Raw genomic sequence first — 22,302 nt, 5'->3', positions numbered from 1 at the left:
GTGGGTATTGGTTGTGTTAGGGGCGTGGCCAGGGTTAGGGCCAAGTCAAGGTCCGGGTCAACGTCAACGCCCTTGACCTGGACCTTAAGACGACGTGGCGCTCGCTATCTATCAGTGCTTCAAAATATACAGTGTACGACTGTAAGCAACATCTTCCGGATTGGTGATGGGATACCCCTTCACATAAGGCTTAATCAACCGACCATTGGTGTACTGATAGATCGGCGCAATCGGAGCCTGCCCGGCGATCATCTGTTCAGCACGGTTGTAGTCGTCGTTACGCGCTTTGTCATTGGTCTGACGACTGGCCTGCGCCAGCACCGCATCATATTCGCTGCTTTTAAAGCGGGCGATATTACCGCTATGCGTTGAGGTCAGCAGGCTGAGGAACGTCGAAGGCTCGTTGTAATCCCCCACCCAGGAAGCGCGGATAACATCGAAATTCCCGCTGTTACGGTTATCAATGTAAGTCTTCCACTCCTGGTTTTGCAGCTTCACATTGACCCCAAGGTTTTTCTTCCACATGGAGGCCACGGCAATGGCGATCTTCTTGTGTGTTTCCGAGGTGTTATACAACAGCGTCAAATTGAGCGGATGCGTGGGACCATAACCTGCCGCCGCGAGCAGTGCTTTGGCCTGCGCGTTAAGTTCTGCCTGACTGTGCTGCTGCATAAAGCTGGCTTTCGGGGTAAAACCTGCCGTGACATCCGGCGTAAAATGCCAGGCGGGTTTTTCGCCCGTGCCCAGCACTTTCTCCGCAATGACTTTACGGTCGATGGACCAGGAGAGCGCCTGACGCACGCGAACATCGGCCGTCGGGCCCTTCTGGGTGTTGAATGCATAATAATAGGTGCCGAGCTGGTCAGGTGTGTAGACCTCTGCAGGGATCTCTTTCTTCAGCAGCCCGTAAAGCTCTTTCGGGAAGGACTCGGTAATATCGATATCCCCGGCGCGGTAACGTTTGGTCGCGCTGGACTCTTCACTGATCGGTACAAAGGTGACCTTGGTAAGCACCGAATGTGCATCATCCCAGTAGTGCGGATTACGCACCAGCTCGACCTTCTCATTCACCACCCGGTTGTTTAGCTGATACGCCCCGTTACCGACCAGATTGCCCGCACGCGTCCACTGATCGCCATATTGTGCAATCACCTTTTGCGGCACCGGGAACAGGCTGAAGTTGGCCGTCAGGCTGACAAAATAAGGTACCGGTTTATCGAGTGTGACTTTCAGATGGGTGGCATCAATGGCACTGACGCCCAGTTTATCCGGGCTCATCTCACCTTTAACAATCGCACCCGCATTTTCAATCCCGGCCAGCTCAGCAAACCAGGCGAAGGTTGAGGTGTTTTTTGGATCAACCAGGCGCTGCCAGCTGTAAACAAAATCCGCCGCTGTGACAGTGTCACCATTTGACCAGCGGGCATCTTTTCTTAGCGTGAAAATCCAGGTTTTATTATCATTGGTCTGCCAGGCCGTCGCCACGCCGGGAATGATTTTCCCGCTGGCATCCTGATTGGTCAGCCCCTCAAACAGATCGCGGATCACCGGAATTTCAGGTAAGCCGACCGCTTTCACCGGGTCCAGCGAGGCCGGTTCATCTTTAATATGACGGACAATTTCCTGTCGTGCGGCCAGTTGAGTCCCTGCCGGAACGTCGGCAGCGTGCAAAGTTGAGCTGATACATAGCGCTAAAGCAGCCAGCGCAAAAGATGATGATGTCCTCATAGAGATATCCTTACCTGTCAGCGAAACGGCGGGTGTTTTTGTACTGCTGGCACTCTAACGCAAATTGCACGCTGCGAAACAGTGTTTTTATGATGAACCGCAGCGGGTGATGTGCCAGGCTTAGCGCAGAACTTTCTCTCAGGAGCAGGACAATGTCATTACTTCACCCCCGGCCTCTGCGTGGTCGTCTGGATGCCCCCACGCAACACTATGGACAGTCCGTGCTGGGCGCACCGCTGCTCTGGTTCCCGGCCCCGCTGGCGGACGATGACAGCGGGCTGATCCTCGCGGGTACGCATGGCGATGAAACCGCTGCGGTGGTTACTCTCTCCTGCGCCATGCGCACGTTGCAGGATAGCCATCGGCGGCATCATGTGGTGCTCGCGGTAAACCCGGACGGTTGCCAGCTTGGGCTGCGCGCTAATGCTAATGGTGTGGATCTCAACCGCAACTTTCCTGCCGCCAACTGGCAGCATGGCGACACGGTTTACCGCTGGAACAGCGTGGCCGAGGAACGCGATGTGCTGTTGTCCACCGGTGAGCATGCCGCTTCCGAACCCGAAACGAAGGCGCTTTGCCAGCTGATTCACCAGCTCTCCCCGGCCTGGATTGTCACCTTTCATGAGCCCCTGGCCTGTATTGAAGATCCGCACAGCAGCCCACTGGGGCACTGGCTGGCGGCCAAAACGGGCCTGCCGCTGGTCACCAGCGTCGGTTATGCCACGCCAGGCTCGTTTGGCAGCTGGTGCGCCGATATCAACCTGCCCTGCATCACCGCCGAATTCCCACCGATTGCCGCCGATGAAGCGACCGAACGCTATCTGGGGGCGCTGGTCGATTTACTCTACTGGCAGCCGTGAAAGCTCAATGCTTCCGCAGCTAAACGGTAGAGCAGGCTCGGCGTCCACCGCCAGCCAGGTGGGGCCATCCAGGTCGACAAAACGCGCCTGAGGCACCAGCGGCAATGCGGCACGAATGGCGCGTGAGGTGCACAGCATGCAGCCGAGCATAATGGCAAACCCCTGTGCCTGCGCGGCCTGAGCCAGTTCCAGCGCGGCCGTCAGGCCCCCGGTTTTGTCCAGTTTGATGTTCACCATGTCATAGCGCCCGTGCAGCGCAGGCAGGCTGTCCGCGGTATGGCAGCTCTCATCTGCACAGATCGGCAAGGGGTGAATAAAGTTCTCCAGCGCGGCATCGTCAGCCGCAGGCAGTGGCTGTTCCAGCATGGCGATGCCGAGATCAGCCAGCAACTGGCAACGGGCCGCCAGCCCCTCGCTGTGCCAGGACTCGTTAGCATCAACAATCAACGTGGCCTGCGGCACGGCGCTGCGGATCGCCACCAGACGTTCGGTAATCAGATGATCGTCGAGTTTAATTTTCAGTAATCTGGCCCCGTTCTCCCATAGCGCCAAAGCACTGCTGGCCATCATTTCGGGTACATCGATGCTCACGGTTTGCGCCATCGTGATTTGCGCAGGTGCATGGCTTCCTGTTAATTGCCACAGGCTTTGCCCGGCATGCGCCACCTCCAGATCCCACAGAGCGCTGTCGATCGCATTGCGCGCGGCACCCGCAGGCAGTTGCTGCTGAAGCTCTGCCCGGGTCAGCCCCTGCTGCAACGCAGGCAACAACGCGGTAATTTGCGCCAGCACCGACGCTTCACTCTCGCCGTAACGCGCATAGGGGGTGCATTCGCCGATGGATTTAATGCCATTTTCTTCCAGCTCAACCACCACCACACCCGCTTCACTGCGGGCGCCACGTGCGATCACAAACGGCGTATGTAACGGCCAGCTTTCCGGATAAGTCTTCACTGATCTCATGCTTCAATCCTTAATCTGAGTTGATGCCAGCACATTGTATCGCATTTATACTGTCTCACTGCTTCAGCATGGCATACACTGAAGCAGGTTAAACACCATTAACATTAAAAGGATAGATTATGTCTCAGACCGTACATTTCCAGGGCAATCCGGTTTCCGTTGACGGGCAACTGCCAGCGCCGGGCCAGCCAGCAAAGCCGTTCACCCTGGTGGCCAAAGATCTCTCCGATGTCTCCCTGTCCCACTATGCGGGCAAACGCAAAGTGCTTAACATCTTCCCAAGCATTGATACCGGCGTGTGTGCCACGTCTGTGCGTAAATTTAATCAGCTGGCGGGTGATGTGAATAACGCCGTTGTGTTGTGTATTTCAGCAGACCTGCCGTTTGCCCAGTCCCGTTTCTGCGGCTCCGATGGCCTGAGCAATGTGGTCACCCTCTCCACCCTGCGTGGCGGCGACTTCAAAAAGGACTACGGCGTGGCAATCGTTGACGGCCCACTGGCCGGACTGACTGCGCGCGCGGTTGTGGTTCTGGATGAAAAAGATAACGTCATCTACAGCCAACTGGTGAATGAGATCACCACCGAGCCAGACTACGATGCCGCACTGGCAGCGTTGAAGTAATATTTTTTCGTAGGGGTCGGGCATGCCCGACCCAGGGCGAGGCGTGCCTCGCCCCTACGACGGATCGCTCTTCTTCTGGCTCAAGCCATATTCACGCAGTTTGTTGGTCCTTGTGGCCTGCTCTATCGCATCAGCAATCCCCCGTCCACGCAGTACTGACTCCCGGTCACATAACTCGCAGCGCTTGACAGCAAAAACAGCGCGACCGCCGCCGCTTCTTCTGCTCGCCCTATCCTCGCTAACGGCACCTGAGCCAGCACACCCTGTTCAAATTCCTCACGTTGATCCACCGGCAGGAAGCTGCGCAGTTCGCTGCTTATCGGGCCAGGCACCAGACAATTAACCCGAATCTGACGTGCCGCCAGTTCCGTTGCCCAGCAGCGCGTTAAGGCTATCAGCGCCGCTTTAGTGGCGGCATAGATACTGGTCGCCGCCGCACCTTCATAGGCTGAAGACGAGGCTGTCACAACAACGGCTGCCCCCGGTTTCAGGAAAGTGGACAGCGCGGCCAGTTGTAATACCGGGCCACGCACATTCGCCGACATCATCGCATCAAAGAACGTCTTATCTTGCCGATCGCAGGGTGCCACAGCGGCATAACCCGCGTTCAGCCACAGCCCATCCAGCGGCCCCGTCTGTTTCACGCACTCAACTAATGCCGTCAAATCGTCAGGCTCACTATTGTCCGAACGCAGTACCCGGGTTTCCCCCGGTAATAACCTGGCTGCCTCTGCCAGGTGTTGTGGGTTACGACCGGTAACGATCAGTTCAGCCCCTTCACGTGCTAATTGCTGTGCGCCTGCCAGACCAATACCACTGCTGCCGCCGGTAATCAGGATGCGTTGCTGCTTAAAACTCATGGTTTACTCCTCGTGTTAAGAGAGGAGAGTCTGGCACTGAGCGGGTTATTAAATAATACTGTTTAATCTTCATGGAGTATTAAGCAGGAAAGACAGAATGCGTGGCAGTGAATTTATGGAGTTGCGGGCGCTGATGGCTATTGCGGAATGCGGCAATTTTGCCCGTGCTGCCGCTCGCCTGGCGCTGACGCCCTCAGCACTCAGCCAGACCATCAAATCTCTGGAACAGCGCCACGGCGTTCGCCTGTTGAACCGGACCACGCGGAGCGTGGCTGCGACGGAAGCCGGTGCAGCGCTGATTGCCCGGTTGCATCCGCTGCTGGCCGAGCTGGATGCGGCAGTAGCCGACCTTGCCAGCCACAGCCGCATTCCCAGAGGCACGTTGCGCATCAATGCTCCAAGGCTGGCAGCGCTGCATCTGCTGGCCCCTCAAGTGGCCGGATTTATGGCCCGTTATCCAGAGATTGAGGTGGAGATTGTGTCAGAAGAGGGATTGATTGATATTGTCAGCGCAGGGTATGACGCGGGGATACGGCTGGGGGAAAAACTGCATCAGGATATGATTGCTGTTCCACTGGGAGGCAATGTGCAGATGCACGTGGTGGCCTCCCCTCAGTATCTGGCACAAAACGGATGCCCACAGCATCCCGCAGATCTGCATCAGCACCGCTGTCTCTCTTACTTTCGCCCGTCGGATCATACAGCGTGGCGATGGGAGTTTGAGAAGAACGGAAAAAGGCTGGAGGTGGATATCGCAGCCCCCTTGAGAGTCAATGAGCCGGAATTACTGGTTGCCGCCGTGAAACAAGGGGCGGGCATCAGCTATCTGTTCGGCGCCCTGGTGGACGTGGCGATAGCAGACGGTGAGCTGGTGCCGCTCCTCAGTGACTGGACGCGAAACGCGTAACCCTTATTCAGGATCGCTCTTTTTCTGACTCAAGCCATATTCACGCAACTTATTGGCAATCGCGGTGTGCGAGACACCCAGGCGTTTTGCCAGTTTGCGCGTGCTGGGATAAGAGAGATAAAGCCGGGTCAATACTGAGCGCTCAAAGCGGCTGGTGATATCGTCCAGCGACCCTTCAATCGCATCATCCCCCAGCGGCATCTCCATCGCATATTCAGGCAACACAATATCCTGTGGACGCAGCTCATAGCCGTCCAGTTGAGTCAGTGCGCGATACAGCGCATTTTTCAACTGGCGCACGTTGCCCGGCCAGGTGTAACGGGTCAGGAAGGCATTCAGCTGTGCGGAGAGTTTTGGCCGTGGTACGCCCTGCTCATCTGCAAAGCGTGCGACAAACATTTCGGTCAGCGGCAGGATGTCCTGTGGACGATCGCGCAACGGCGGCAGGTTAAGCGTCAGTACATTCAGACGGTAGAACAGATCCTCGCGGAACTCACCGCGCTGCACCAGCTCCATCAGGTTTTTCTGCGTGGCACAGATCACCCGCACATTCACATGAACTTCGTGCTCTTCGCCGACACGGCGGAAAGTGCCATCGTTGAGGAAACGCAGCAGTTTGGTCTGCATGCGGGGTGACATTTCCCCGATCTCATCCAGTAGCACGGAGCCACCGCTGGCCTGTTCAAAGAACCCTTTTTTCCCTTCCAGCGCATTGGGGTAAGCGCCAGCCGCATGTCCGAACAGCTCACTTTCGGCCACATCATCCGGCAGCGAGGCACAGTTCAACGCCAGGAAAGGTTTTTTCCCGCGCGCACTGCGCAGATGGCAGGCGCGGGCCAGCATATCTTTTCCGGTACCGGTATCGCCCACAATCAACAGGGGTGCATCAAGCATTGCCAGTTTTCGTGCCTGATCCACCACCTGGCGCATTTTGCTGCTGACGGCAACAATGTGCTGGAACTCACTATCATCATTCACGATAAGATTCTGCAGCTGCTGGCCCATACGCGCTGTGGATTTCAGCAGTACCACGCCGCCGACCGGGTTCGGGGCCGCCGTATCTTCGTCCTGTGCATAGATCGGTGTGATCTCCATCAGGAAGTCGCGCCCCTGCAGCACAACGTGATGCGCTTCAGCCTCAATGCGTTCGCTTTCCAGCCAGTGCTGGAAATTGAAACCGGCGATCAACGATCCGGCACTGTAATTGCGCATCTTCTCTTCATTAAGGGAAAACAGGGCCTGGGCCGCCGGGTTCGCCAGTTCCACTTTGCTTTTCAGGTCAATGGAGAACACCGGATCAGGCAGGGCGACCAGCAGCGCGCTCAGTGCGCGATGTTCACGCTCTGAGGGCAAATAGGAGACGGTACGCACGTCAGTGACGCCGGGAATGCGGCGGATTTCCGCCATCAGCTGGCTGAACTGCTCAAAGCTGACGGTGGAAAAGTTAAGATAGATGCGGCCAATGGCGGCAATTTCGATACCGCGTAGATCGATGCTGCGTTCAACCAGCAGATCCAGCAGTTCACGGGTCAGACCGATTCGATCCTGGCAAAAAACTTCAAGACGCATGCGTTTTAACCTTTATTATCACAGTGCGGAGCGTATTGATGGATAATACGCTATCCCTCGTCAGGCCAGAAGTGTTCTGTCATGAAAAGTTGACAGTCTGTTTATGGATTGTCCTTCCCGCTGCGCTGCACGCTCTCTTTTAACTGCCCTATCAGCTCACGGCGGAAATCACCAAGGCGGGGTTTATCTCCTTCCAGCCACGGCAGCGGGCGGCACAGCTCCATCGCTTTAATCCCGAGCCGGGCGGTCAGCAGCCCGGCTCCAATCCCCTGTGCGGCGCGGGTGGAAAGTCGGGCGGCAAGATCTTGTGACATCCAGTCCATGCCCACTTCGCGGATCAGCTCCGACGCACCTGCAAAAGCGATGTTCAACAGCACCAGGCGGAACAGCCGCAGCCGACTGAAATAACCCAGCTCAATGCCATACAGCGCAGCAATGCGGTTCACCAGACGCAGATTGCGCCAGGCGATAAAGGCCATATCCACCAACGCCAGCGGGCTGACGGCAATCATCAACGTCGATTCAGCGGCATAACGGCTGATTTCACGCCGCGCCTGCCGATCCAGCACCGGCTGCACCAGTTGGGCATACAGTGCAACCACTTCACGATCGTTTTGCGTTTCATGCAACGAAGCCTGCCAGCGTTGCAGGGCCGGGTGACCGGACTCCAGCCCCGCCTGCTGCGCCAGCTTTTCGCAGAACGCGCGGCCCTGACCGCTGCCGTGGCTGGCCAGCAGTTCACGCGCCACGTCACGTTCTTCCGCCCTTTCACGCAGGCGGTAAAGACGGCGCCATTCACCGATCAACGATCCGGCCCCTGCCGCGATAATCAATCCGCCCGCCACGCTGCCGCCGAGGCCGATCCAGTCCTGGGTTATCCATGCCTGGTGTGCCCACTGTACGCCCTGAGCAACCACGCTGACACCAAACAGACCCAGACCCGCCATCACCATTTTGCGCCACAGGCTGCGTTTAGGCCGCAGTGCGGCTTCCACCGCCAGCTCACCGGCACCTTCCGGTTCAACATCCAGCTCTGGCTCCGTAGCCACGAAGTTATCCTGCTGCTCAGCAAACGCCTGCTGCTGGCGTAAAACAGGCGCCGGTTCGTCACTGAGCGGCTGGGCAAAATCAATTCTTGGTTTAATGGGTGCGTTCATCGCAGTTTATCTCCCAGTAAAAACTCCAGTGCAGCATCCATCCGGATATGTGGCAAAGGCCGGTCAACATCCAGATCCTGCGGGCGGAACTGTTCAAAATGGAATCCCTGATCCTGCCAGAATGCCTGTCCCGGCAGGCGAGGTGGCACTTCACCGGGGTAAACCGTCAGCGGGGTGTTGTCGGACAGACGGTGCCCTCGCAGTGCCGGAATGCTTTCGCCCTGGTGATCAACACGGCCACTTTGGGTGGCCTGCACGGATGCCAGCCCGATGCAGTCCATCTTGATGCCTTCAAACGCCGCGTTCTGCCAGGCATCCTGCACCAGTTGCTGGAGCAGCGACACCAGATTGGCATGTTGATCGGCGGTGACATGGTCGGATTTGGTGGCGGCAAACTGCAGTTTGTCGATAACCGGAGAAAACAGACGGCGAAACAGCGTGCGCTGGCCGTAGGAGAAGCTTTGCATCAGTTGGGTCAATGCCAGGCGCATATCGTTAAACGCCTGCGGCCCGCTGTTGAGCGGTTGCAAACAGTCCACCAGCACGATCTGACGATCGAAACGCAGGAAGTGATTTTTATAAAACCCCTTCACCACGTGCTGGCAATAATACTGATAGCGGGCGCGCAAAGTGCCGATATTACTGCCCGCATCGGCCTGCGCCAGGCGCGTCTCTCCCCCTTCTGCCACCTCGGGCCAGGGGAAAAATTGCAGGGCGGGTGCGCCGGCCATGTCACCGGGCAGCACAAAGCGGCCTGGCTGGATAAAGTGCAGGCCTTCCTGTTTACAGCGCTGCAGGTATTCGGTCCAGGCGGCGGCAATATCGGCCAGGCGGTTTTCATCTGCCGGGGCCAGCGGGTCCAGCCCTTCACATAGCTGGCGCCACTGCAGCGCCCATTCGGCGCGGTCACCCTGTAACAGGCCCGTCATCTGACGCGACCAGCTCAGGTAATCCTGTTCCAGCATCGGCAGGTCTAACAGCCATTCGCCAGGGTAGTCGACGATCTCCAGATAAAGCGTGGAGGTCTCTTTAAAGTGGCGAAGCAGTGATGCCTGCGAACGGTAGCGCAGCGCCAGGCGAATTTCACTGACGCCACGGGTTGGCGTTGGCCAGGCCGCCGGTGTGCCATAGAGTTGAGCCACGCCTTCATCGTAAGTAAAACGCGGGATACCGAGATCGCGCTGTGGGACGCGTTTCACGCCCAGCAGACGCTGTTCGCGCACGGCCGAGAACATCGGTAGACGAGCACCGGAATTGACGTTAAGAAGTTGATTCACCAGCGAGGTAATAAAAGCGGTTTTTCCGCTGCGGCTTAATCCGGTGACCGCCAGGCGCAGATGGCGATCCGCGCCGCGATTCACCAGCGACAGCAATTCATGTTGTAGTCGTTTCATCTGTGGCGTTGGCACCTTATTGTTGTGTGTTCCTTATCGTAACATCCTCATGCCATTGCTGCTTTATACCCAAAATAATTCGAGCTGCATGAAAGCGGCCCGATGAGCTTACTCGAGTATGTGATTCGGGTGACTGAGTGAAGCCAACGCACATGCAACTTGAAGTATGACGGGTATATTGACTCAGGATGAGGGCTTCACCCAGCGCGCGGTGGCCCGGCGCATCACGCGTTTTAGTAACGGTTCCAGTGCCCAGGCCAGCAGGATCTTCAGCGGCCTGCGAGCCACCGATTTCACCGCCCAGCCGCTTAATCCGGCCGGACCGTAAGTGATGGCGCTGATGAGAATAAATTTTCCGGCCTTTTTCAGGCGCGGATGGGGCTGCCAGTGACGCATAATATGACTCCTGAAAAAGGACCGGAAGATTACAGCTGACTGAAACGGCTGCGTACGCTAAAGGTTTCCGAGGTGACATAACGTTCTACCTCGCGCAACTCACGCTCGCCACCGTTCAGCTCGGTGCTCAGCTCATCCAACAGCTGATGTGCGCTGAGTGGTTTGTCGCGGCCCTGCTCACTCGGCGGCATATCCGGCAGTATCGCGGCCAGCAGCAGATAGCCCACGATGGTCAGTAAAAACAAACCGAAAAACAGCGACATGATAACAATCACACGCACCAGTAACACCGGAACACCCAAATAGTCGGCAATCCCTGCGCAGACACCTTTGAGCTTCCCCTGCTCAGGGATGCAGTACAGTTTCTTCTGACTCATGGCTGCCTCCACTGAGGATGCTCGGCATCGAGGATGGCTTCCAGCGCCTGAATACGCTCACGCATTTTGCGTGCGTCCTGGGTCAGCTGCTGAAGCCGTTGCAGTTCGTTCTGCGACAGTTCCGCCCCACCGTTCTGGCGTTTTGTGTAATGCAGCCAGAGCCAGATCGGCGCGACGAACAGCAGAAACAACGTCAGGGGTAAGGCAATAATGAAGACACTCATTCACGTTCCTTGAAGGTTAAGCTTAACTGTTCTGGCCACTGCCGTGGCCAGTTCCGTTACTCACTGCGATTCATTTTCGCTTTCAACGCCGCCAGCTGCTGGCTGATTTCATCGTCAGCCTGTAACTCAGCAAACTCCTGGTCCAGCGTTTTCTTTTTTCCGAAACTGTGGCTTTCGGCTTCAGCTTCCATATGGTCGATGCGGCGTTCGAACGATTCAAAACGCGCCATCGCTTCATCAATTTTACCACTGTCGAGCTGACGGCGAACATCACGCGAAGAAGATGCTGCCTGATGGCGTAACGTCAGCGCCTGCTGGCGGGCGCGGGTTTCGCTCAGTTTGCTTTCCAGTTCACCAATTTCCCCTTTCATGCGGGTCAGGCTCTCTTCAACCTGGCTGGCCTCCTGCTGCAATGAGGCGGTCAGGTCGGTGAGTTTCTGTTTTTCCATCAGCGCAGCGCGGGCGAGATCGTCTTTGTCTTTACGCAGGGCCAGTTCGGCTTTCTCCTGCCATTCTGCCTGCTGGCTTTCAGCCTGATCAATACGGCGCAGCAGCTGTTTCTTCTCTGCCAGCGCGCGGGCTGAGGTGGAGCGAACTTCAACCAGCGTATCTTCCATCTCCTGAATCATCAGGCGCACCAGCTTCTGCGGATCTTCCGCTTTCTCCAGCAGCGAGTTGATATTGGCATTCACGATGTCGGCAAAGCGGGAAAAAATACCCATAATCAAAATCCTCTTGAGTTAGTGTCTGTTGTTCTTGCTGCATAACACTATTCAAAAGGCGTGCCAGTTTTTATCTTATTGATTTTCAATGAGTGCATCGCTTTACAGGATGACATGCAGCGACTAAAGTGGTTTTTATCACTAACACTTGGTGAAATTAATGATGAGTGAAAATCCTGATACCCTGCTTGGCGAGTCGAATAACTTTATTGATGTGCTGGAGCAGGTTTCCCGTCTGGCACCGCTAAATAAGCCCGTGCTGGTCATCGGCGAACGCGGCACAGGTAAAGAGTTGATTGCCAGCCGTCTGCACTACCTCTCTGACCGCTGGCAGGGGCCGTTTATTTCGCTGAACTGCGCCGCACTGAATGAAAACCTGCTGGACTCAGAACTGTTCGGCCATGAAGCAGGCGCCTTTACCGGCGCGCAAAAGCGCCATCTGGGGCGCTTTGAACGTGCCGATGGCGGCACGTTGTTTCTTGATGAACTGGCAACGGCGCCGATGCTGGTGCAGGAGAAATTACTGCGTGTCATTGAATACGGCCAACTGGAACGCGTTGGCGGTAGTCAGCCGTTGCAGGTCAGCGTGCGGCTGGTGTGCGCCACCAATGACGATCTGCCGCTGCTGGCCCGTGAGGGAAAATTCCGCGCCGATCTTCTCGACAGGCTGGCGTTTGATGTGGTGCAGCTGCCTCCGCTGCGCGAACGCCGTAGCGACATCCTGGTGATGGCACAGCACTTTGCCATCCAGATGTGCCGCGAACTGGGCCTGGCGCTTTTTCCGGGTTTTACCCCGGCAGCGGAGCAACGCCTGCTGGGCTATGGCTGGCCGGGTAACGTACGTGAGCTGAAAAACGTGGTGGAGCGATCGGTCTATCGCCATGCCAGCATCGAGGATCCACTCGACAACATCATTCTTAACCCCTTCCAGCGTGTGGAACCTGCCGTCACGACAGAACCACAGGGTGATGATGCGCTGCCCGCCCTGCCGCTTGATTTACGTCACTGGCAGTATCAACAGGAAAAAATGCTGGTAGAAAAAGCGCTGACTCAGGCTCGCTTTAATCAACGCCGGGCTGCCGAGCTGCTGGGCGTGACCTATCATCAGCTGCGCGCCATGTTAAAGAAGCATGATATCAGTGTCAGTGAAGATTGAGGCCCGGGAAATCAGGCAAAAAAAAGCCCGCTCAAGGCGGGCTAAAAATACTGGAAGCAATGTGAGCAATGTCGTGCTCTTCCACGGTAGAGCCACCGTTGAAGCGCAGGGGAATAATAATCATTCTCAAGCCGATCTGTAAAGCACTTTGTTGAGAATCTTTCTCATTTCCATAACAAGTTCAGGCTTATTATTAACACCCCTTAACCGCTTGTGGGCATTTTTCTTCCCCTCGCCCTCGCAAACTTTGGGTGCAGCCTCCGAGTGCGGTACACTCTGTTTATTGCCTGAATTTTCAGAAGAGTTATGCGCAAATTATTCTCGATTTTGCTTCTCAGCCTTAGCGCGCTGAGTACCCCTGTATGGTCATCCACGCCTGGTGATATTCGCCAGAGTGGCTTCGTGTATTGCGTCAATGGCGTAATGAATACGTTTAATCCGCAGATGGCCAGTAGTGGGCTGGTGGTGGATACCCTCGCCGCCCAGCTTTACGATCGCCTGCTCGATGTTGATCCTTACACCTATCGGCTGATGCCGGAGCTGGCTGAAAGCTGGGAAGTGCTGGACGACGGCGCGACCTACCGTTTCCATCTGCGCCAAAAAGTGCCCTTCCAGCATACTGCATGGTTCACGCCAACCCGTACCATGAACGCTGATGATGTGGTGTTCAGCTTTGAACGTGTGTTTAATCGCCAGCATCCGTGGCATAACGTCAACGGCGGCAGCTATCCCTATTTTGACAGCCTCCAGTTCTCTGACGCCGTGCAGAGCGTGAAAAAGATCGATAAAAACACCGTCGAAATCCGTCTTAACAGCCCGGACGCCTCATTCCTCTGGCATCTCGCAACACACTACGCGCCAGTTCTGTCGGCCGAGTACGCAGACCAACTCACCAAAGTGGACCGTCAGGAGCAGCTGGACCGTGAACCGGTCGGCACCGGACCCTTTATGTTGAACGATTATCACGCCGGGCAGTATGTACGCCTGCAACGTAACGACGCCTACTGGAAGGGCAAGCCGCGCATGTCACAGGTGGTGATTGATATGAGTGCGGGCGGTACCGGGCGGTTGTCCAAACTGCTCACCGGCGAATGCGATGTGCTGGCCTACCCTGCCGCCAGCCAGCTTTCTATCCTGCGCGATGATCCACGCCTCCGACTGACGCTGCGGCCGGGAATGAATATTGCCTATCTGGCATTCAATACGCGCAAAGCCCCGCTCGATCGCCCAGAGGTACGCCAGGCACTGGCGCTGGCGATCAATAACGAACGTTTGATGGAGTCGATTTATTACGGTACCGCAGAAACCGCTGCTTCGATTCTGCCGCGTGCTTCCTGGGCTTATGATACCGATGCGCGCGTGACCCCTTACGATCCCCAAAAATCCCGCGATCAGCTTAAGGCACTGGGCATTGACGATCTCCACCTCAATCTGTGGGTACCCTCGGCATCACAGTCCTGGAATCCCAGCCCGATGAAGACTGCCGAGTTGATTCAGGCAGATCTCGCCCAGGTTGGCGTTCGCGTGACCATCGTGCAGGTTGAAGGCCGTTTCCAGGAAGCCAGACTTATGGAGATGAACCACGACCTGACGCTGACCGGCTGGGCAACGGACAGTAATGACCCGGACAGTTTCTTCCGTCCGTTGCTGAGCTGTGCGGCATTGCTTCCCAGACTAACTATGCGCACTGGTGCCACTCTGGCTTTGATGAATTGCTGCACAAGGCGCTGCTGTCGCAGCAACTGGCAAACCGCATCGATTATTATGACCGCGCCCAGGCGATGTTGTCTCAGGAGCTGCCGGTTCTGCCGCTGGCCTACTCTCTGCGTTTGCAGGCCTATCGCTACGATATTAAAGGGCTGGTACTCAGTCCGTTTGGCAATGCCTCATTTGCCGGTGTTTACCGCGATGGCGGCGAGGAGAAGTCACCGTGATTATCTATACGCTGCGCCGTCTGGTGCTGTTTGCCGTAACGCTGTTTATGTTGACGCTGCTCGGCTTCAGCCTGAGCTACTTTACGCCACACGCGCCGTTGCAGGGTGCGTCTTTACTGGATGCCTGGCTGTTCTGGTTTAAAGGGATTTTGCAGCTCGATTTTGGCGTTTCCAGCATTAACGGCCAGTCGATCAATCTGCAACTGCGCGAGGTTTTCCCTGCCACGCTGGAACTCTGCTTTATGGCATTTAGCGTGGCGCTGATGGTGGGGATACCGCTGGGGATTGCCGCAGGCGTGATGCGTAACAAGTGGCAGGACAAAGCGATCAGCGCCGTGGCGCTGCTCGGATTTTCATTACCTGTATTCTGGCTTGCACTGCTGTTAACGCTGTTTTTCTCACTGAATCTCGGTTGGTTCCCGGTGTCCGGTCGTTTTGATCTGCTCTATCCGGTAAAGCATGTTAGCGGATTCGCCCTGATCGACGCCTGGATTACCGATTCACCGTGGCGCCATGAAATGATTATCAGCGCACTGAAACATATGGTGTTGCCAGTGACGGCGCTGGCCGTTGCCCCCACTACGGAGGTGATCCGTCTGCTGCGTCTCAGCACCCGTGAAGTGATGGAGCAGAATTACGTGAAAGCAGCGGCCACGCGTGGGTTGTCACTGTTTACCATTATTCGCCGCCACGTCCTGCATAACGCCCTGCCACCGGTGATCCCTCGCCTTGGCCTGCAATTTTCAACCATGCTGACGCTGGCGATGATCACCGAAGTGGTATTCAGCTGGCCTGGACTGGGGCGCTGGCTGATTAATGCCATTCGCCAACAGGACTATGCCGCTATTTCCGCAGGCGTGATGGTAGTGGGCAGTCTGGTGATTGCCGTTAACGTGCTTTCCGATATTTTAGGCGCCATGACCAATCCTCTGAAGCATAAAGAGTGGTATGCGCTGCGTTAATAACAATAGTGCTTATGCGGTGTTCAACTCATAAACCTGAACACCGCAATATTAAATTCGTTTGACTGCCGCTATGTAAATATCCCGCTACGTCTTAAAGCTGGCGGGGTATACCCCTTTCGAGTTACCCCTTCTTTTTTCCGGTCATTGATGGCCAACGTGACACACCAGGCAAATTACACCTCACAACCTGTTTAGTACAAAGTGTATTTGCTATGCTTGCCAGGAATGAATCACGGATGAACCAAGGATTAACGATGTTTGATAAGGATACTAAGGATGGTAGTCTGCGCCTGATGACGCCGGGCGAGATTAAAATGGCGCGAGATATTTTTCGTGACGCGATTAATTACCCTAAGGTGTGGATCCATAAAGGCAGTTACCTACCTTTTGGTTTACAATTTAAAAGAGCATCAATGTCACCCAATGGAGAGATGTATTTTCGAGAGTATTACAGCTCTGATTATTCAAAGGCTCACTTTTTGTATCAGCACACCTTCATTCATGAACTGTCTCACGTATGGCAGTTTCAGCACGGTATGAATGTTAAATTAAGGGGGCTGGTAAGCTGGGCTGCGCCCTATAAATATGCTCTAGACAGCTGGCCACTGAGTACCTATCGTATGGAGCAGCAGGCATCAATCATTGCAGATTACTATCTCCTTACACAATTCAACGGGCATACTAACTGGAGAATGAATAGATTATGTACTAACTGTGATGACTTATCTTTTGAGGAGTTAATGCAGCAGTATAAATATACGTTAAGGGCATTCCCATGAATCCGTTAATGACAATAAAAAAATCACTATTTACCATCCTGTTTTTCCCTCTGCTTACTGGATGTGGGTTACTAGGGGAGCAGCTACCTCAATATGAGGTCGGCGAGGCATTCAGAGTGAATAATGGGTTATGCTTCCAGATTAAAAATGCTGAGAATTATTATGTCGACTACCTCGCAATCAGAGATAGAGATGCACCCGAGATGTCTGGTTTCAACAGGCAGCTACCTGCCTTAACCATTTCTAAAAATAATTTTTGCATCCCAGGGGATTACTATCAATTCCCAGCATACGGTGAGATAAACGTTGTCATTGCTCTAATGTCACCCACGAAAACAATGATGATACGTCGCTATATTGTGTCTGAATTCAGAATGGTCGATGGTGAGCCGCAGCCTTTCACTCCCCGTGAATACTCAGTACCTACTGCTGACTATATGCGCGAGAAAGAGTAGAAAACCTGGCCCTGTTTCGGGGCCATTTTCACCTTAAGGATCAAGCTCTATATGTTATGAAGATGCAAGAAATGAATTTGCTATATTGACAAGGTAATTACCATGGATGAAACAAGGAACGGTTATGTTTGATAAGGGAACTAAGGATGGCAGTCTGCGCCTGATGACACCGGGTGAGCTTAAGATGGCGCGAGAGATTTTTCGTGACACGATTAATTACGCGAAGGTGTGGATACATAAAGGCAGTTACCTACCTTTTGGCTTGCAGAGTATGGGAACATCGATGTCACCCAATGGAGAGATGTATTTTAGAGATGACTACAGATCCGATTTCTCAAAGGCTCATATGAGGCAACAGCACACTTCTGCTCATTGACAAGATAATTACCATATCCTAAGGTATGGATACATAAAGGTAGTTATCTGCCTTTTGGTTTACAGAGTATGGGAACATCGATGTCACCCAATGGAGAGATGTATTTTAGGGAATACTACAGTCCTGATTTTTCAAAGGCCATGCGAATCAATCAACATATTTTCATCCATGAATTGTCTCATGTCTGGCAATATCAGAAGGGTATGAAGGTCAAGTTAAGAGGCCTGATCAGCTGGGCAGTCTCCTATAAATATGCTTTAGACAGTTGGCCACTAACTACTTATCGTATGGAACAACAGGCATCGATCATTGCGGATTATTATCTTCTTACGCAATTCAATGGGCATAACTACTGGCAGAGGAATAATTCATGCGCTAATTGTGAATATTTATCCTACAATGACTTACTAAGTCGGTATGAATATACACTGAGATCCTTTCCATGGAGTTTATAATGAAGACAAGTAAAATGTCGATTATTGCTCTGTTTTCTTCATTTTTGACAGGATGTGGAATGCTGGGTTATTACGTCTCTCCATATGAAATTGCACAGGTTTCCAAAAACAACACCGGGTTATGTTTCCAAATAACAAAACCCGGAGATTATTATGTGCATTACCTTTCAATAAGAGATCGGAATGCACCGGAAATGTCTGGATTTAACAGGCTGTTACCAGCATTAAAAATCACGAGTAATCAGATGTGCATCCCTGAGGCTTACTACAAATTCCCTGAAAATGGTGAGATCAATGTCGACATTGCTTTACATTCCCCAACGAAAGTAATGAAGCGCCGAAATATAGTCTCTGAATTCAGAATGGTAAATGGTGAGCCGCAGCCTTTCACTCCCCGTGAATACTCAGTACCTACTGCTGACTATATGCGCGAGAAAGAGTAGAAAACCTGGCCCTGTTTCGGGGCCATTTTCCCCTTAAGGATCACACTCGTTGTGTTATGAAGATGCAAGAAATGAATTTGCTATATTGACAAGATAATTACCATAGATGAAACAAGGAGCGGTTATGTTTGATAAGGGAACCAAGGGTTTGAGCTGGCTGGTATCCTATAAGTATGCCTTAGACAGCTGGCCACTGAGTACCTATCGTATGGAACAACAGGCATCGATCATTGCTGATTATTATCTTCTGAGGCAACCCGGCGGGCGCAGTGATTGGGAATCGAACAATACATGTAAAAATTGTGATGAATTATCCGATAAAGAGCTATTACGCCAATATCAATATACGCTGAGATCATTCCCATGGAGCATATAATGATGATAATTAAAATGCTACGTCCCATCCTGTTATCTTCGTTGCTTGTTAGTTGCGGATTGTTTGGAGAATACTTCCCTCAGTATGAAACAGCACCCGTTTCTAAAAACTTTGCTGGATACTGTTTCCAAATAAAAAACGCTAGTGACTATTATGCACACTATATTTCAATAAGAGATCGCAATGCTCCAGAGAGATCGGGTTTTAACAGAAAGCTTCCTGCATTGAAAATTGAAAACGACCAATTGTGTATCCCTCAGACTTACTATCATTTCCCAAAAAAAGGTGAAGTGAATGTTGATATTGCCTTGCGCTCACCGACAAAGGTGATGCAGCGCCGGTTTATTATGTCGGAGTTCAAAATAGTCAATGGTGTGCCCTATCCCTTCAATCCTCGTGACTATTCAGTCCCTATCCCTGATGCAGAGGATTATCAATAATGACAATCTGGCCTCGGGTTTGGGGCCATTTTCATCTTAACCATCACAATGGATGTGTTATGAAGATAATCAAAATTTTGATGACTGCTCGATTGTGCAAACTATCGGCACGCGGCGACTAAAACGGCTACCGTTCGACCGAAACAGATACCGATAAGACCCGAGAAGCATTCGTGCCGTGAGGAGGATAAATTGCTGCCGGAGTTCCCTTGCTTGCGACAGTGATATCGAAGGATAATCGCCTATGCTGATCGTTACAGGCTGTGCTTTTCAGCGAGCACAGTGAAAATTGTCACGTCGCCTGAGATAAAAAAACTGACATGACGAGACGATCAAGGGATGATGCAGACTAAGGTTATGATATGAATCAAAAAACCATAGCAGACGACAACACACCCAGAAGAATTGAAGTGAAAACTCATGCCCACCGATAATATTTACGCTGAGAAGCGACCGCCCAGCCCCCTTCGTCATACCTGGGGGCTGTTTTACCGTGACACCACGGCGATGATCGGCTTCTATGCGTTTATCGCCGTGCTGCTGCTGTGCATTTTCGGCGGCCTGATCGCCCCCTACGGGCTTGATCAGCAATTTCTCGGCTATCAGTTGCTGCCGCCGTCCTGGTCGCATTACGGCGATGTCTCCTTCTTCCTCGGCACCGACGACCTGGGCCGCGACCTGTTAAGCCGCCTGCTGAGCGGTGCTGCTCCCACCGTTGGCTCGGCGATTGTCGTCACCCTGGTGGCTTCCGTCTGCGCCATGGTGCTCGGTGTGCTGGCCGGTCTGACCCACGGGTTGCGCTCTGCGGCGCTTAATCATGTGCTCGATACACTCCTGTCGATCCCCTCTCTGCTGCTGGCGATAATCGTCGTCGCGTTTCTCGGGCCGCGGCTGGAACATGCCATGCTGGCGGTGTACCTCGCCATCCTGCCGCGTCTGGTGCGCGCTATTTACAGTGCGGTGCATGACGAACTGGAAAAAGAGTATGTGGTGGCATCGCGCCTTGATGGGGCCAGCAGTCTGGATATTCTGTGGTACGCCATTCTGCCCAATATTCTGGCGTTGCTGGTGACGGAGTTTACCCGCGCCCTGTCGATGGCCATTCTCGATATTGCCGCTCTCGGCTTCCTCGATCTTGGCGCACAGTTGCCGTCGCCAGAATGGGGCGCCATGCTGGGCGATTCGCTGGAACTGATTTATGTTGCGCCCTGGACCGTGATGTTACCCGGTGCAGCCATTATGTTGAGCGTATTGATCGTTAACCTGTTGGGTGACGGTGTACGCCGTGCCATCGATGCGGGAGTTGAATAATGCCGCTACTCGATATTCGTAACCTGACCATTGAATTTATGACGGCCGATGGCCCGGTCAAAGCCGTGGATCGGGTAAGTATTACGCTGACGGAAGGCGAGGTTCGCGGCCTTGTGGGTGAGTCAGGTTCGGGGAAGAGTCTGATTGCCAAAGCGATTTGTGGCGTCACTAACGACAACTGGCGCGTCACCGCCGACCGTATGCGCTTTAATGATATCGATCTGCTGCACCTCTCGCCGCGTGAACGGCGTAAGATCGTCGGCCATAATGTGTCGATGATTTTTCAGGAGCCGCAGTCGTGCCTTGATCCATCTGAGAGTATCGGCACCCAGTTAAAACAGGCGATCCCCGGCTGGACATGGAAAGGCCGCTGGTATCAGCGCTTCGGCTGGCGCCACCGCCGTGCCATTGAGCTGCTGCACCGCGTGGGGATCAAAGATCATAAAGACATCATGAGCAGCTTCCCTTACGAGCTGACAGATGGCGAATGCCAGAAAGTGATGATTGCCATTGCGCTGGCCAATCAGCCGCGCCTGTTGATTGCCGATGAACCGACCAACGCCATGGAACCGACCACGCAGGCGCAGATTTTCCGCCTGCTGTCGCGTCTGAACCAGAATAACAACACCACTATTCTGCTGATCAGTCATGACCTGCAAATGCTCAGCCACTGGGCGGATCGGATTAACGTCATGTACTGCGGACAGACCGTTGAAACCGCCGTCAGCGAAGAGTTGATTACGGCGCCGCACCACCCCTACACTCAGGCCCTGATCCGCGCCATGCCGGATTTTGGTCGTTCTCTGCCGCACAAGAGTCGTTTGAATACGCTGCCAGGCACCATTCCTTCGCTGGAACACCTGCCGATTGGTTGCCGCCTTGGCCCACGCTGTCCTTACGCGCAAAAAGACTGTATGGCAACGCCGCGCCTTTCAGGCAGCAAAAGCCATCTTTTTGCCTGCCACTTCCCGCTGAATATGGAGAGTCAGTAATGGTTGATACACTGCTGGAAGTGCGCAATCTGAGTAAAACCTATCGCTACCGCACCGGTCTGTTCAGACGTCAGCACGTCGAGGCGGTCAAAGAGATCAGCTTCACGTTACAGGAACGTCAGACGCTGGCGATAATTGGTGAGAACGGTTCAGGAAAGTCGACACTGGCAAAAATGCTCAGTGGCATGATCGCACCGACGGCCGGAGAGATCGTGATTGACGACCATGCGCTGGAGTACGGTGATTACGGTTACCGCAGCCAGCGCATTCGTATGATTTTCCAGGACCCGTCAACCTCGCTGAACCCGCGTCAGCGCATCAGCCAGATCCTCGATTTTCCACTGCGTTTGAATACTGAGCTGAATTCAGCCGAGCGGGAGAAACGCATTATCGCCACGCTGCGCCAGGTCGGGTTACTGCGCGATCACGCATCCTACTACCCCCATATGCTGGCTCCCGGTCAGAAGCAGCGTATCGGGCTGGCGCGCGCCCTGATTTTACAGCCTAAAGTGATTGTTGCTGATGAGGCGCTGGCGGCGCTGGATATGTCGATGCGGTCTCAGTTGATTAACCTGATGCTGGAACTGCAGGATAAACACGGGATCGCCTATATTTACGTCACTCAGCATCTGGGAATGATGAAACATATCAGCGACAAGGTGCTGGTCATGCACCAGGGTGAAGTTGTCGAACGCGGCAGCACGGCCGATGTGCTGGCCTGCCCGCTGCATGACCTGACGAAGCGTCTTATCTCCAGCCATTTTGGTGAAGCCCTGACGGCTGATGCCTGGCGCAGAGACCGCTAAGTATTATCAACAATCACTCTGTGACCAGGTTGAA

24 protein-coding genes and 1 pseudogene are annotated in these 22,302 nt (G+C 54.0%); 15 read left to right on the top strand and 10 right to left on the bottom strand.

All coding sequences use genetic code 11. From position 1 onward, the window contains the following. Positions 1-111: 111 nt before the first annotated feature. Complete coding sequence (locus tag WH277_RS17575; protein ID WP_133845012.1) at positions 112-1,728, bottom strand: ABC transporter substrate-binding protein; 1,617 nt, start codon at positions 1,726-1,728, stop codon at positions 112-114. A gap of 152 nt (positions 1,729-1,880) precedes the next feature. On the opposite strand from WH277_RS17575, the gene mpaA reads away from it, so the two are divergent. Next, positions 1,881-2,588, top strand: coding sequence for a murein tripeptide amidase MpaA (gene mpaA, locus WH277_RS17570; RefSeq protein ID WP_133845014.1), 708 nt, complete (start codon positions 1,881-1,883; stop codon positions 2,586-2,588). Here mpaA and ycjG read toward each other — a convergent pair. Then, positions 2,568-3,551: an L-Ala-D/L-Glu epimerase gene (gene ycjG, locus WH277_RS17565; protein ID WP_159337161.1), complete on the bottom strand. Its 984-nt coding sequence runs from the start codon at positions 3,549-3,551 to the stop codon at positions 2,568-2,570. The genes mpaA and ycjG overlap by 21 nt on opposite strands. A gap of 119 nt (positions 3,552-3,670) precedes the next feature. Here ycjG and tpx point away from each other — a divergent pair, with 119 nt between their 5' ends. Continuing rightward, positions 3,671-4,174, top strand: a complete 504-nt coding sequence (tpx, locus tag WH277_RS17560) for a thiol peroxidase (RefSeq protein WP_133845018.1) — start codon at positions 3,671-3,673, stop codon at positions 4,172-4,174. 122 nt (positions 4,175-4,296) lie between these two features. On the opposite strand, the gene WH277_RS17555 is transcribed toward tpx, so the two are convergent. Continuing rightward, positions 4,297-5,034 carry an SDR family NAD(P)-dependent oxidoreductase gene (locus WH277_RS17555; RefSeq protein WP_159337162.1) on the bottom strand — a complete coding sequence of 246 codons (738 nt, stop codon included), beginning with the start codon at positions 5,032-5,034 and terminating at the stop codon, positions 4,297-4,299. A 97-nt stretch (positions 5,035-5,131) separates the two neighbouring features. On the opposite strand from WH277_RS17555, the gene WH277_RS17550 reads away from it, so the two are divergent. Continuing rightward, on the top strand, positions 5,132-5,941 hold the full coding sequence (locus tag WH277_RS17550; protein ID WP_339506063.1) for a LysR family transcriptional regulator: 810 nt from the start codon (positions 5,132-5,134) through the stop codon (positions 5,939-5,941). 3 nt (positions 5,942-5,944) lie between these two features. On the opposite strand, the gene tyrR is transcribed toward WH277_RS17550, so the two are convergent. From tyrR to pspA, 7 genes are all read right to left on the bottom strand, one after another. Continuing rightward, the gene (gene tyrR / locus WH277_RS17545) at positions 5,945-7,510 is read right to left on the bottom strand and encodes a transcriptional regulator TyrR (RefSeq protein ID WP_133845024.1); all 1,566 of its coding nucleotides are present in this window, start codon (positions 7,508-7,510) and stop codon (positions 5,945-5,947) included. 101 nt (positions 7,511-7,611) lie between these two features. After that, positions 7,612-8,667, bottom strand: a complete 1,056-nt coding sequence (locus tag WH277_RS17540) for a YcjF family protein (protein ID WP_133845026.1) — start codon at positions 8,665-8,667, stop codon at positions 7,612-7,614. Continuing rightward, positions 8,664-10,061: a YcjX family protein gene (locus tag WH277_RS17535; protein ID WP_133845028.1), complete on the bottom strand. Its 1,398-nt coding sequence runs from the start codon at positions 10,059-10,061 to the stop codon at positions 8,664-8,666. Before WH277_RS17535 ends, WH277_RS17540 begins: the two co-directional genes overlap by 4 nt. A gap of 183 nt (positions 10,062-10,244) precedes the next feature. Then, positions 10,245-10,457: a phage shock protein PspD gene (gene pspD / locus WH277_RS17530; protein WP_133845030.1), complete on the bottom strand. Its 213-nt coding sequence runs from the start codon at positions 10,455-10,457 to the stop codon at positions 10,245-10,247. A 29-nt stretch (positions 10,458-10,486) separates the two neighbouring features. Next, the gene (pspC, locus tag WH277_RS17525) at positions 10,487-10,834 is read right to left on the bottom strand and encodes an envelope stress response membrane protein PspC (protein WP_200642094.1); all 348 of its coding nucleotides are present in this window, start codon (positions 10,832-10,834) and stop codon (positions 10,487-10,489) included. After that, positions 10,831-11,058, bottom strand: a complete 228-nt coding sequence (pspB, locus tag WH277_RS17520) for an envelope stress response membrane protein PspB (protein WP_133845034.1) — start codon at positions 11,056-11,058, stop codon at positions 10,831-10,833. The genes pspC and pspB overlap by 4 nt, the downstream gene beginning before the upstream one ends. Positions 11,059-11,114: 56 nt before the next feature. Next, entirely contained in the window at positions 11,115-11,780 is a 666-nt protein-coding gene (gene pspA, locus WH277_RS17515) for a phage shock protein PspA (RefSeq protein WP_133845036.1), read from the bottom strand. Between the two features lie 160 nt (positions 11,781-11,940). Between pspA and pspF the strand changes: the two genes are divergently transcribed. From pspF to sapF, 12 genes and pseudogenes are all read left to right on the top strand, one after another. After that, positions 11,941-12,936: a phage shock protein operon transcriptional activator gene (gene pspF / locus WH277_RS17510; RefSeq protein WP_133845038.1), complete on the top strand. Its 996-nt coding sequence runs from the start codon at positions 11,941-11,943 to the stop codon at positions 12,934-12,936. 306 nt (positions 12,937-13,242) lie between these two features. Next, positions 13,243-14,870 (top strand): annotated as a pseudogene (gene sapA / locus WH277_RS17505) (ABC transporter substrate-binding protein SapA). Continuing rightward, positions 14,867-15,832, top strand: coding sequence for a putrescine export ABC transporter permease SapB (gene sapB / locus WH277_RS17500; RefSeq protein ID WP_159337165.1), 966 nt, complete (start codon positions 14,867-14,869; stop codon positions 15,830-15,832). Before sapA ends, sapB begins: the two are co-directional and overlap by 4 nt. Before the next feature lie 239 nt (positions 15,833-16,071). Continuing rightward, on the top strand, positions 16,072-16,614 hold the full coding sequence (locus WH277_RS17495; RefSeq protein ID WP_339506058.1) for a type IV secretion protein Rhs: 543 nt from the start codon (positions 16,072-16,074) through the stop codon (positions 16,612-16,614). Next, entirely contained in the window at positions 16,611-17,069 is a 459-nt protein-coding gene (locus tag WH277_RS17490; protein WP_339506056.1) for a putative T6SS immunity periplasmic lipoprotein, read from the top strand. The genes WH277_RS17495 and WH277_RS17490 overlap by 4 nt, the downstream gene beginning before the upstream one ends. 124 nt (positions 17,070-17,193) lie before the next feature. Further along, on the top strand, positions 17,194-17,445 hold the full coding sequence (locus tag WH277_RS17485; protein WP_339506054.1) for a hypothetical protein: 252 nt from the start codon (positions 17,194-17,196) through the stop codon (positions 17,443-17,445). Between the two features lie 454 nt (positions 17,446-17,899). Continuing rightward, complete coding sequence (locus WH277_RS17480) at positions 17,900-18,343, top strand: putative T6SS immunity periplasmic lipoprotein (protein ID WP_159337169.1); 444 nt, start codon at positions 17,900-17,902, stop codon at positions 18,341-18,343. 124 nt (positions 18,344-18,467) lie between these two features. After that, positions 18,468-18,719 carry a hypothetical protein gene (locus tag WH277_RS17475; protein WP_339506053.1) on the top strand — a complete coding sequence of 84 codons (252 nt, stop codon included), beginning with the start codon at positions 18,468-18,470 and terminating at the stop codon, positions 18,717-18,719. Beyond that, positions 18,719-19,159 (top strand): putative T6SS immunity periplasmic lipoprotein, encoded by a 441-nt coding sequence (locus tag WH277_RS17470; RefSeq protein WP_339506052.1) that lies wholly within the window; start codon positions 18,719-18,721, stop codon positions 19,157-19,159. The genes WH277_RS17475 and WH277_RS17470 overlap by 1 nt, the downstream gene beginning before the upstream one ends. Before the next feature lie 420 nt (positions 19,160-19,579). Continuing rightward, the gene (gene sapC, locus WH277_RS17465) at positions 19,580-20,470 is read left to right on the top strand and encodes a putrescine export ABC transporter permease SapC (protein ID WP_133845060.1); all 891 of its coding nucleotides are present in this window, start codon (positions 19,580-19,582) and stop codon (positions 20,468-20,470) included. Next, positions 20,470-21,462: a putrescine export ABC transporter ATP-binding protein SapD gene (sapD, locus tag WH277_RS17460; RefSeq protein WP_133845062.1), complete on the top strand. Its 993-nt coding sequence runs from the start codon at positions 20,470-20,472 to the stop codon at positions 21,460-21,462. Before sapC ends, sapD begins: the two co-directional genes overlap by 1 nt. Continuing rightward, positions 21,462-22,268, top strand: coding sequence for a putrescine export ABC transporter ATP-binding protein SapF (sapF, locus tag WH277_RS17455; protein ID WP_133845064.1), 807 nt, complete (start codon positions 21,462-21,464; stop codon positions 22,266-22,268). Before sapD ends, sapF begins: the two co-directional genes overlap by 1 nt. The last annotated feature ends 34 nt before the right edge of the window (positions 22,269-22,302 follow it).

The sequence above is a fragment of the Erwinia sp. MYb416 genome, assembly GCF_037479575.1.
Taxonomy (GTDB): domain Bacteria; phylum Pseudomonadota; class Gammaproteobacteria; order Enterobacterales; family Enterobacteriaceae; genus Erwinia; species Erwinia rhapontici.
This window is presented reverse-complemented; position numbering and strand designations above follow the sequence as displayed.

Coding starts and splice junctions, on each gene's coding strand:
- WH277_RS17480 (WP_159337169.1), top strand. CDS start 17,900: ATGAAGACAAGTAAAATGTCGATTATTGCTCTGTTTTCTTCATTTTTG.
- pspF (WP_133845038.1), top strand. CDS start 11,941: ATGATGAGTGAAAATCCTGATACCCTGCTTGGCGAGTCGAATAACTTT.
- ycjG (WP_159337161.1), bottom strand. CDS start 3,551: ATGAGATCAGTGAAGACTTATCCGGAAAGCTGGCCGTTACATACGCCG.
- pspB (WP_133845034.1), bottom strand. CDS start 11,058: ATGAGTGTCTTCATTATTGCCTTACCCCTGACGTTGTTTCTGCTGTTC.
- WH277_RS17470 (WP_339506052.1), top strand. CDS start 18,719: ATGATGATAATTAAAATGCTACGTCCCATCCTGTTATCTTCGTTGCTT.
- sapF (WP_133845064.1), top strand. CDS start 21,462: ATGGTTGATACACTGCTGGAAGTGCGCAATCTGAGTAAAACCTATCGC.
- WH277_RS17550 (WP_339506063.1), top strand. CDS start 5,132: ATGCGTGGCAGTGAATTTATGGAGTTGCGGGCGCTGATGGCTATTGCG.
- pspC (WP_200642094.1), bottom strand. CDS start 10,834: ATGAGTCAGAAGAAACTGTACTGCATCCCTGAGCAGGGGAAGCTCAAA.
- tpx (WP_133845018.1), top strand. CDS start 3,671: ATGTCTCAGACCGTACATTTCCAGGGCAATCCGGTTTCCGTTGACGGG.
- WH277_RS17490 (WP_339506056.1), top strand. CDS start 16,611: ATGAATCCGTTAATGACAATAAAAAAATCACTATTTACCATCCTGTTT.
- mpaA (WP_133845014.1), top strand. CDS start 1,881: ATGTCATTACTTCACCCCCGGCCTCTGCGTGGTCGTCTGGATGCCCCC.
- WH277_RS17495 (WP_339506058.1), top strand. CDS start 16,072: ATGAACCAAGGATTAACGATGTTTGATAAGGATACTAAGGATGGTAGT.
- WH277_RS17575 (WP_133845012.1), bottom strand. CDS start 1,728: ATGAGGACATCATCATCTTTTGCGCTGGCTGCTTTAGCGCTATGTATC.
- pspA (WP_133845036.1), bottom strand. CDS start 11,780: ATGGGTATTTTTTCCCGCTTTGCCGACATCGTGAATGCCAATATCAAC.
- WH277_RS17555 (WP_159337162.1), bottom strand. CDS start 5,034: ATGAGTTTTAAGCAGCAACGCATCCTGATTACCGGCGGCAGCAGTGGT.
- WH277_RS17535 (WP_133845028.1), bottom strand. CDS start 10,061: ATGAAACGACTACAACATGAATTGCTGTCGCTGGTGAATCGCGGCGCG.
- sapC (WP_133845060.1), top strand. CDS start 19,580: ATGCCCACCGATAATATTTACGCTGAGAAGCGACCGCCCAGCCCCCTT.
- tyrR (WP_133845024.1), bottom strand. CDS start 7,510: ATGCGTCTTGAAGTTTTTTGCCAGGATCGAATCGGTCTGACCCGTGAA.
- WH277_RS17475 (WP_339506053.1), top strand. CDS start 18,468: ATGTTTGATAAGGGAACCAAGGGTTTGAGCTGGCTGGTATCCTATAAG.
- WH277_RS17540 (WP_133845026.1), bottom strand. CDS start 8,667: ATGAACGCACCCATTAAACCAAGAATTGATTTTGCCCAGCCGCTCAGT.
- sapD (WP_133845062.1), top strand. CDS start 20,470: ATGCCGCTACTCGATATTCGTAACCTGACCATTGAATTTATGACGGCC.
- pspD (WP_133845030.1), bottom strand. CDS start 10,457: ATGCGTCACTGGCAGCCCCATCCGCGCCTGAAAAAGGCCGGAAAATTT.
- WH277_RS17485 (WP_339506054.1), top strand. CDS start 17,194: ATGTTTGATAAGGGAACTAAGGATGGCAGTCTGCGCCTGATGACACCG.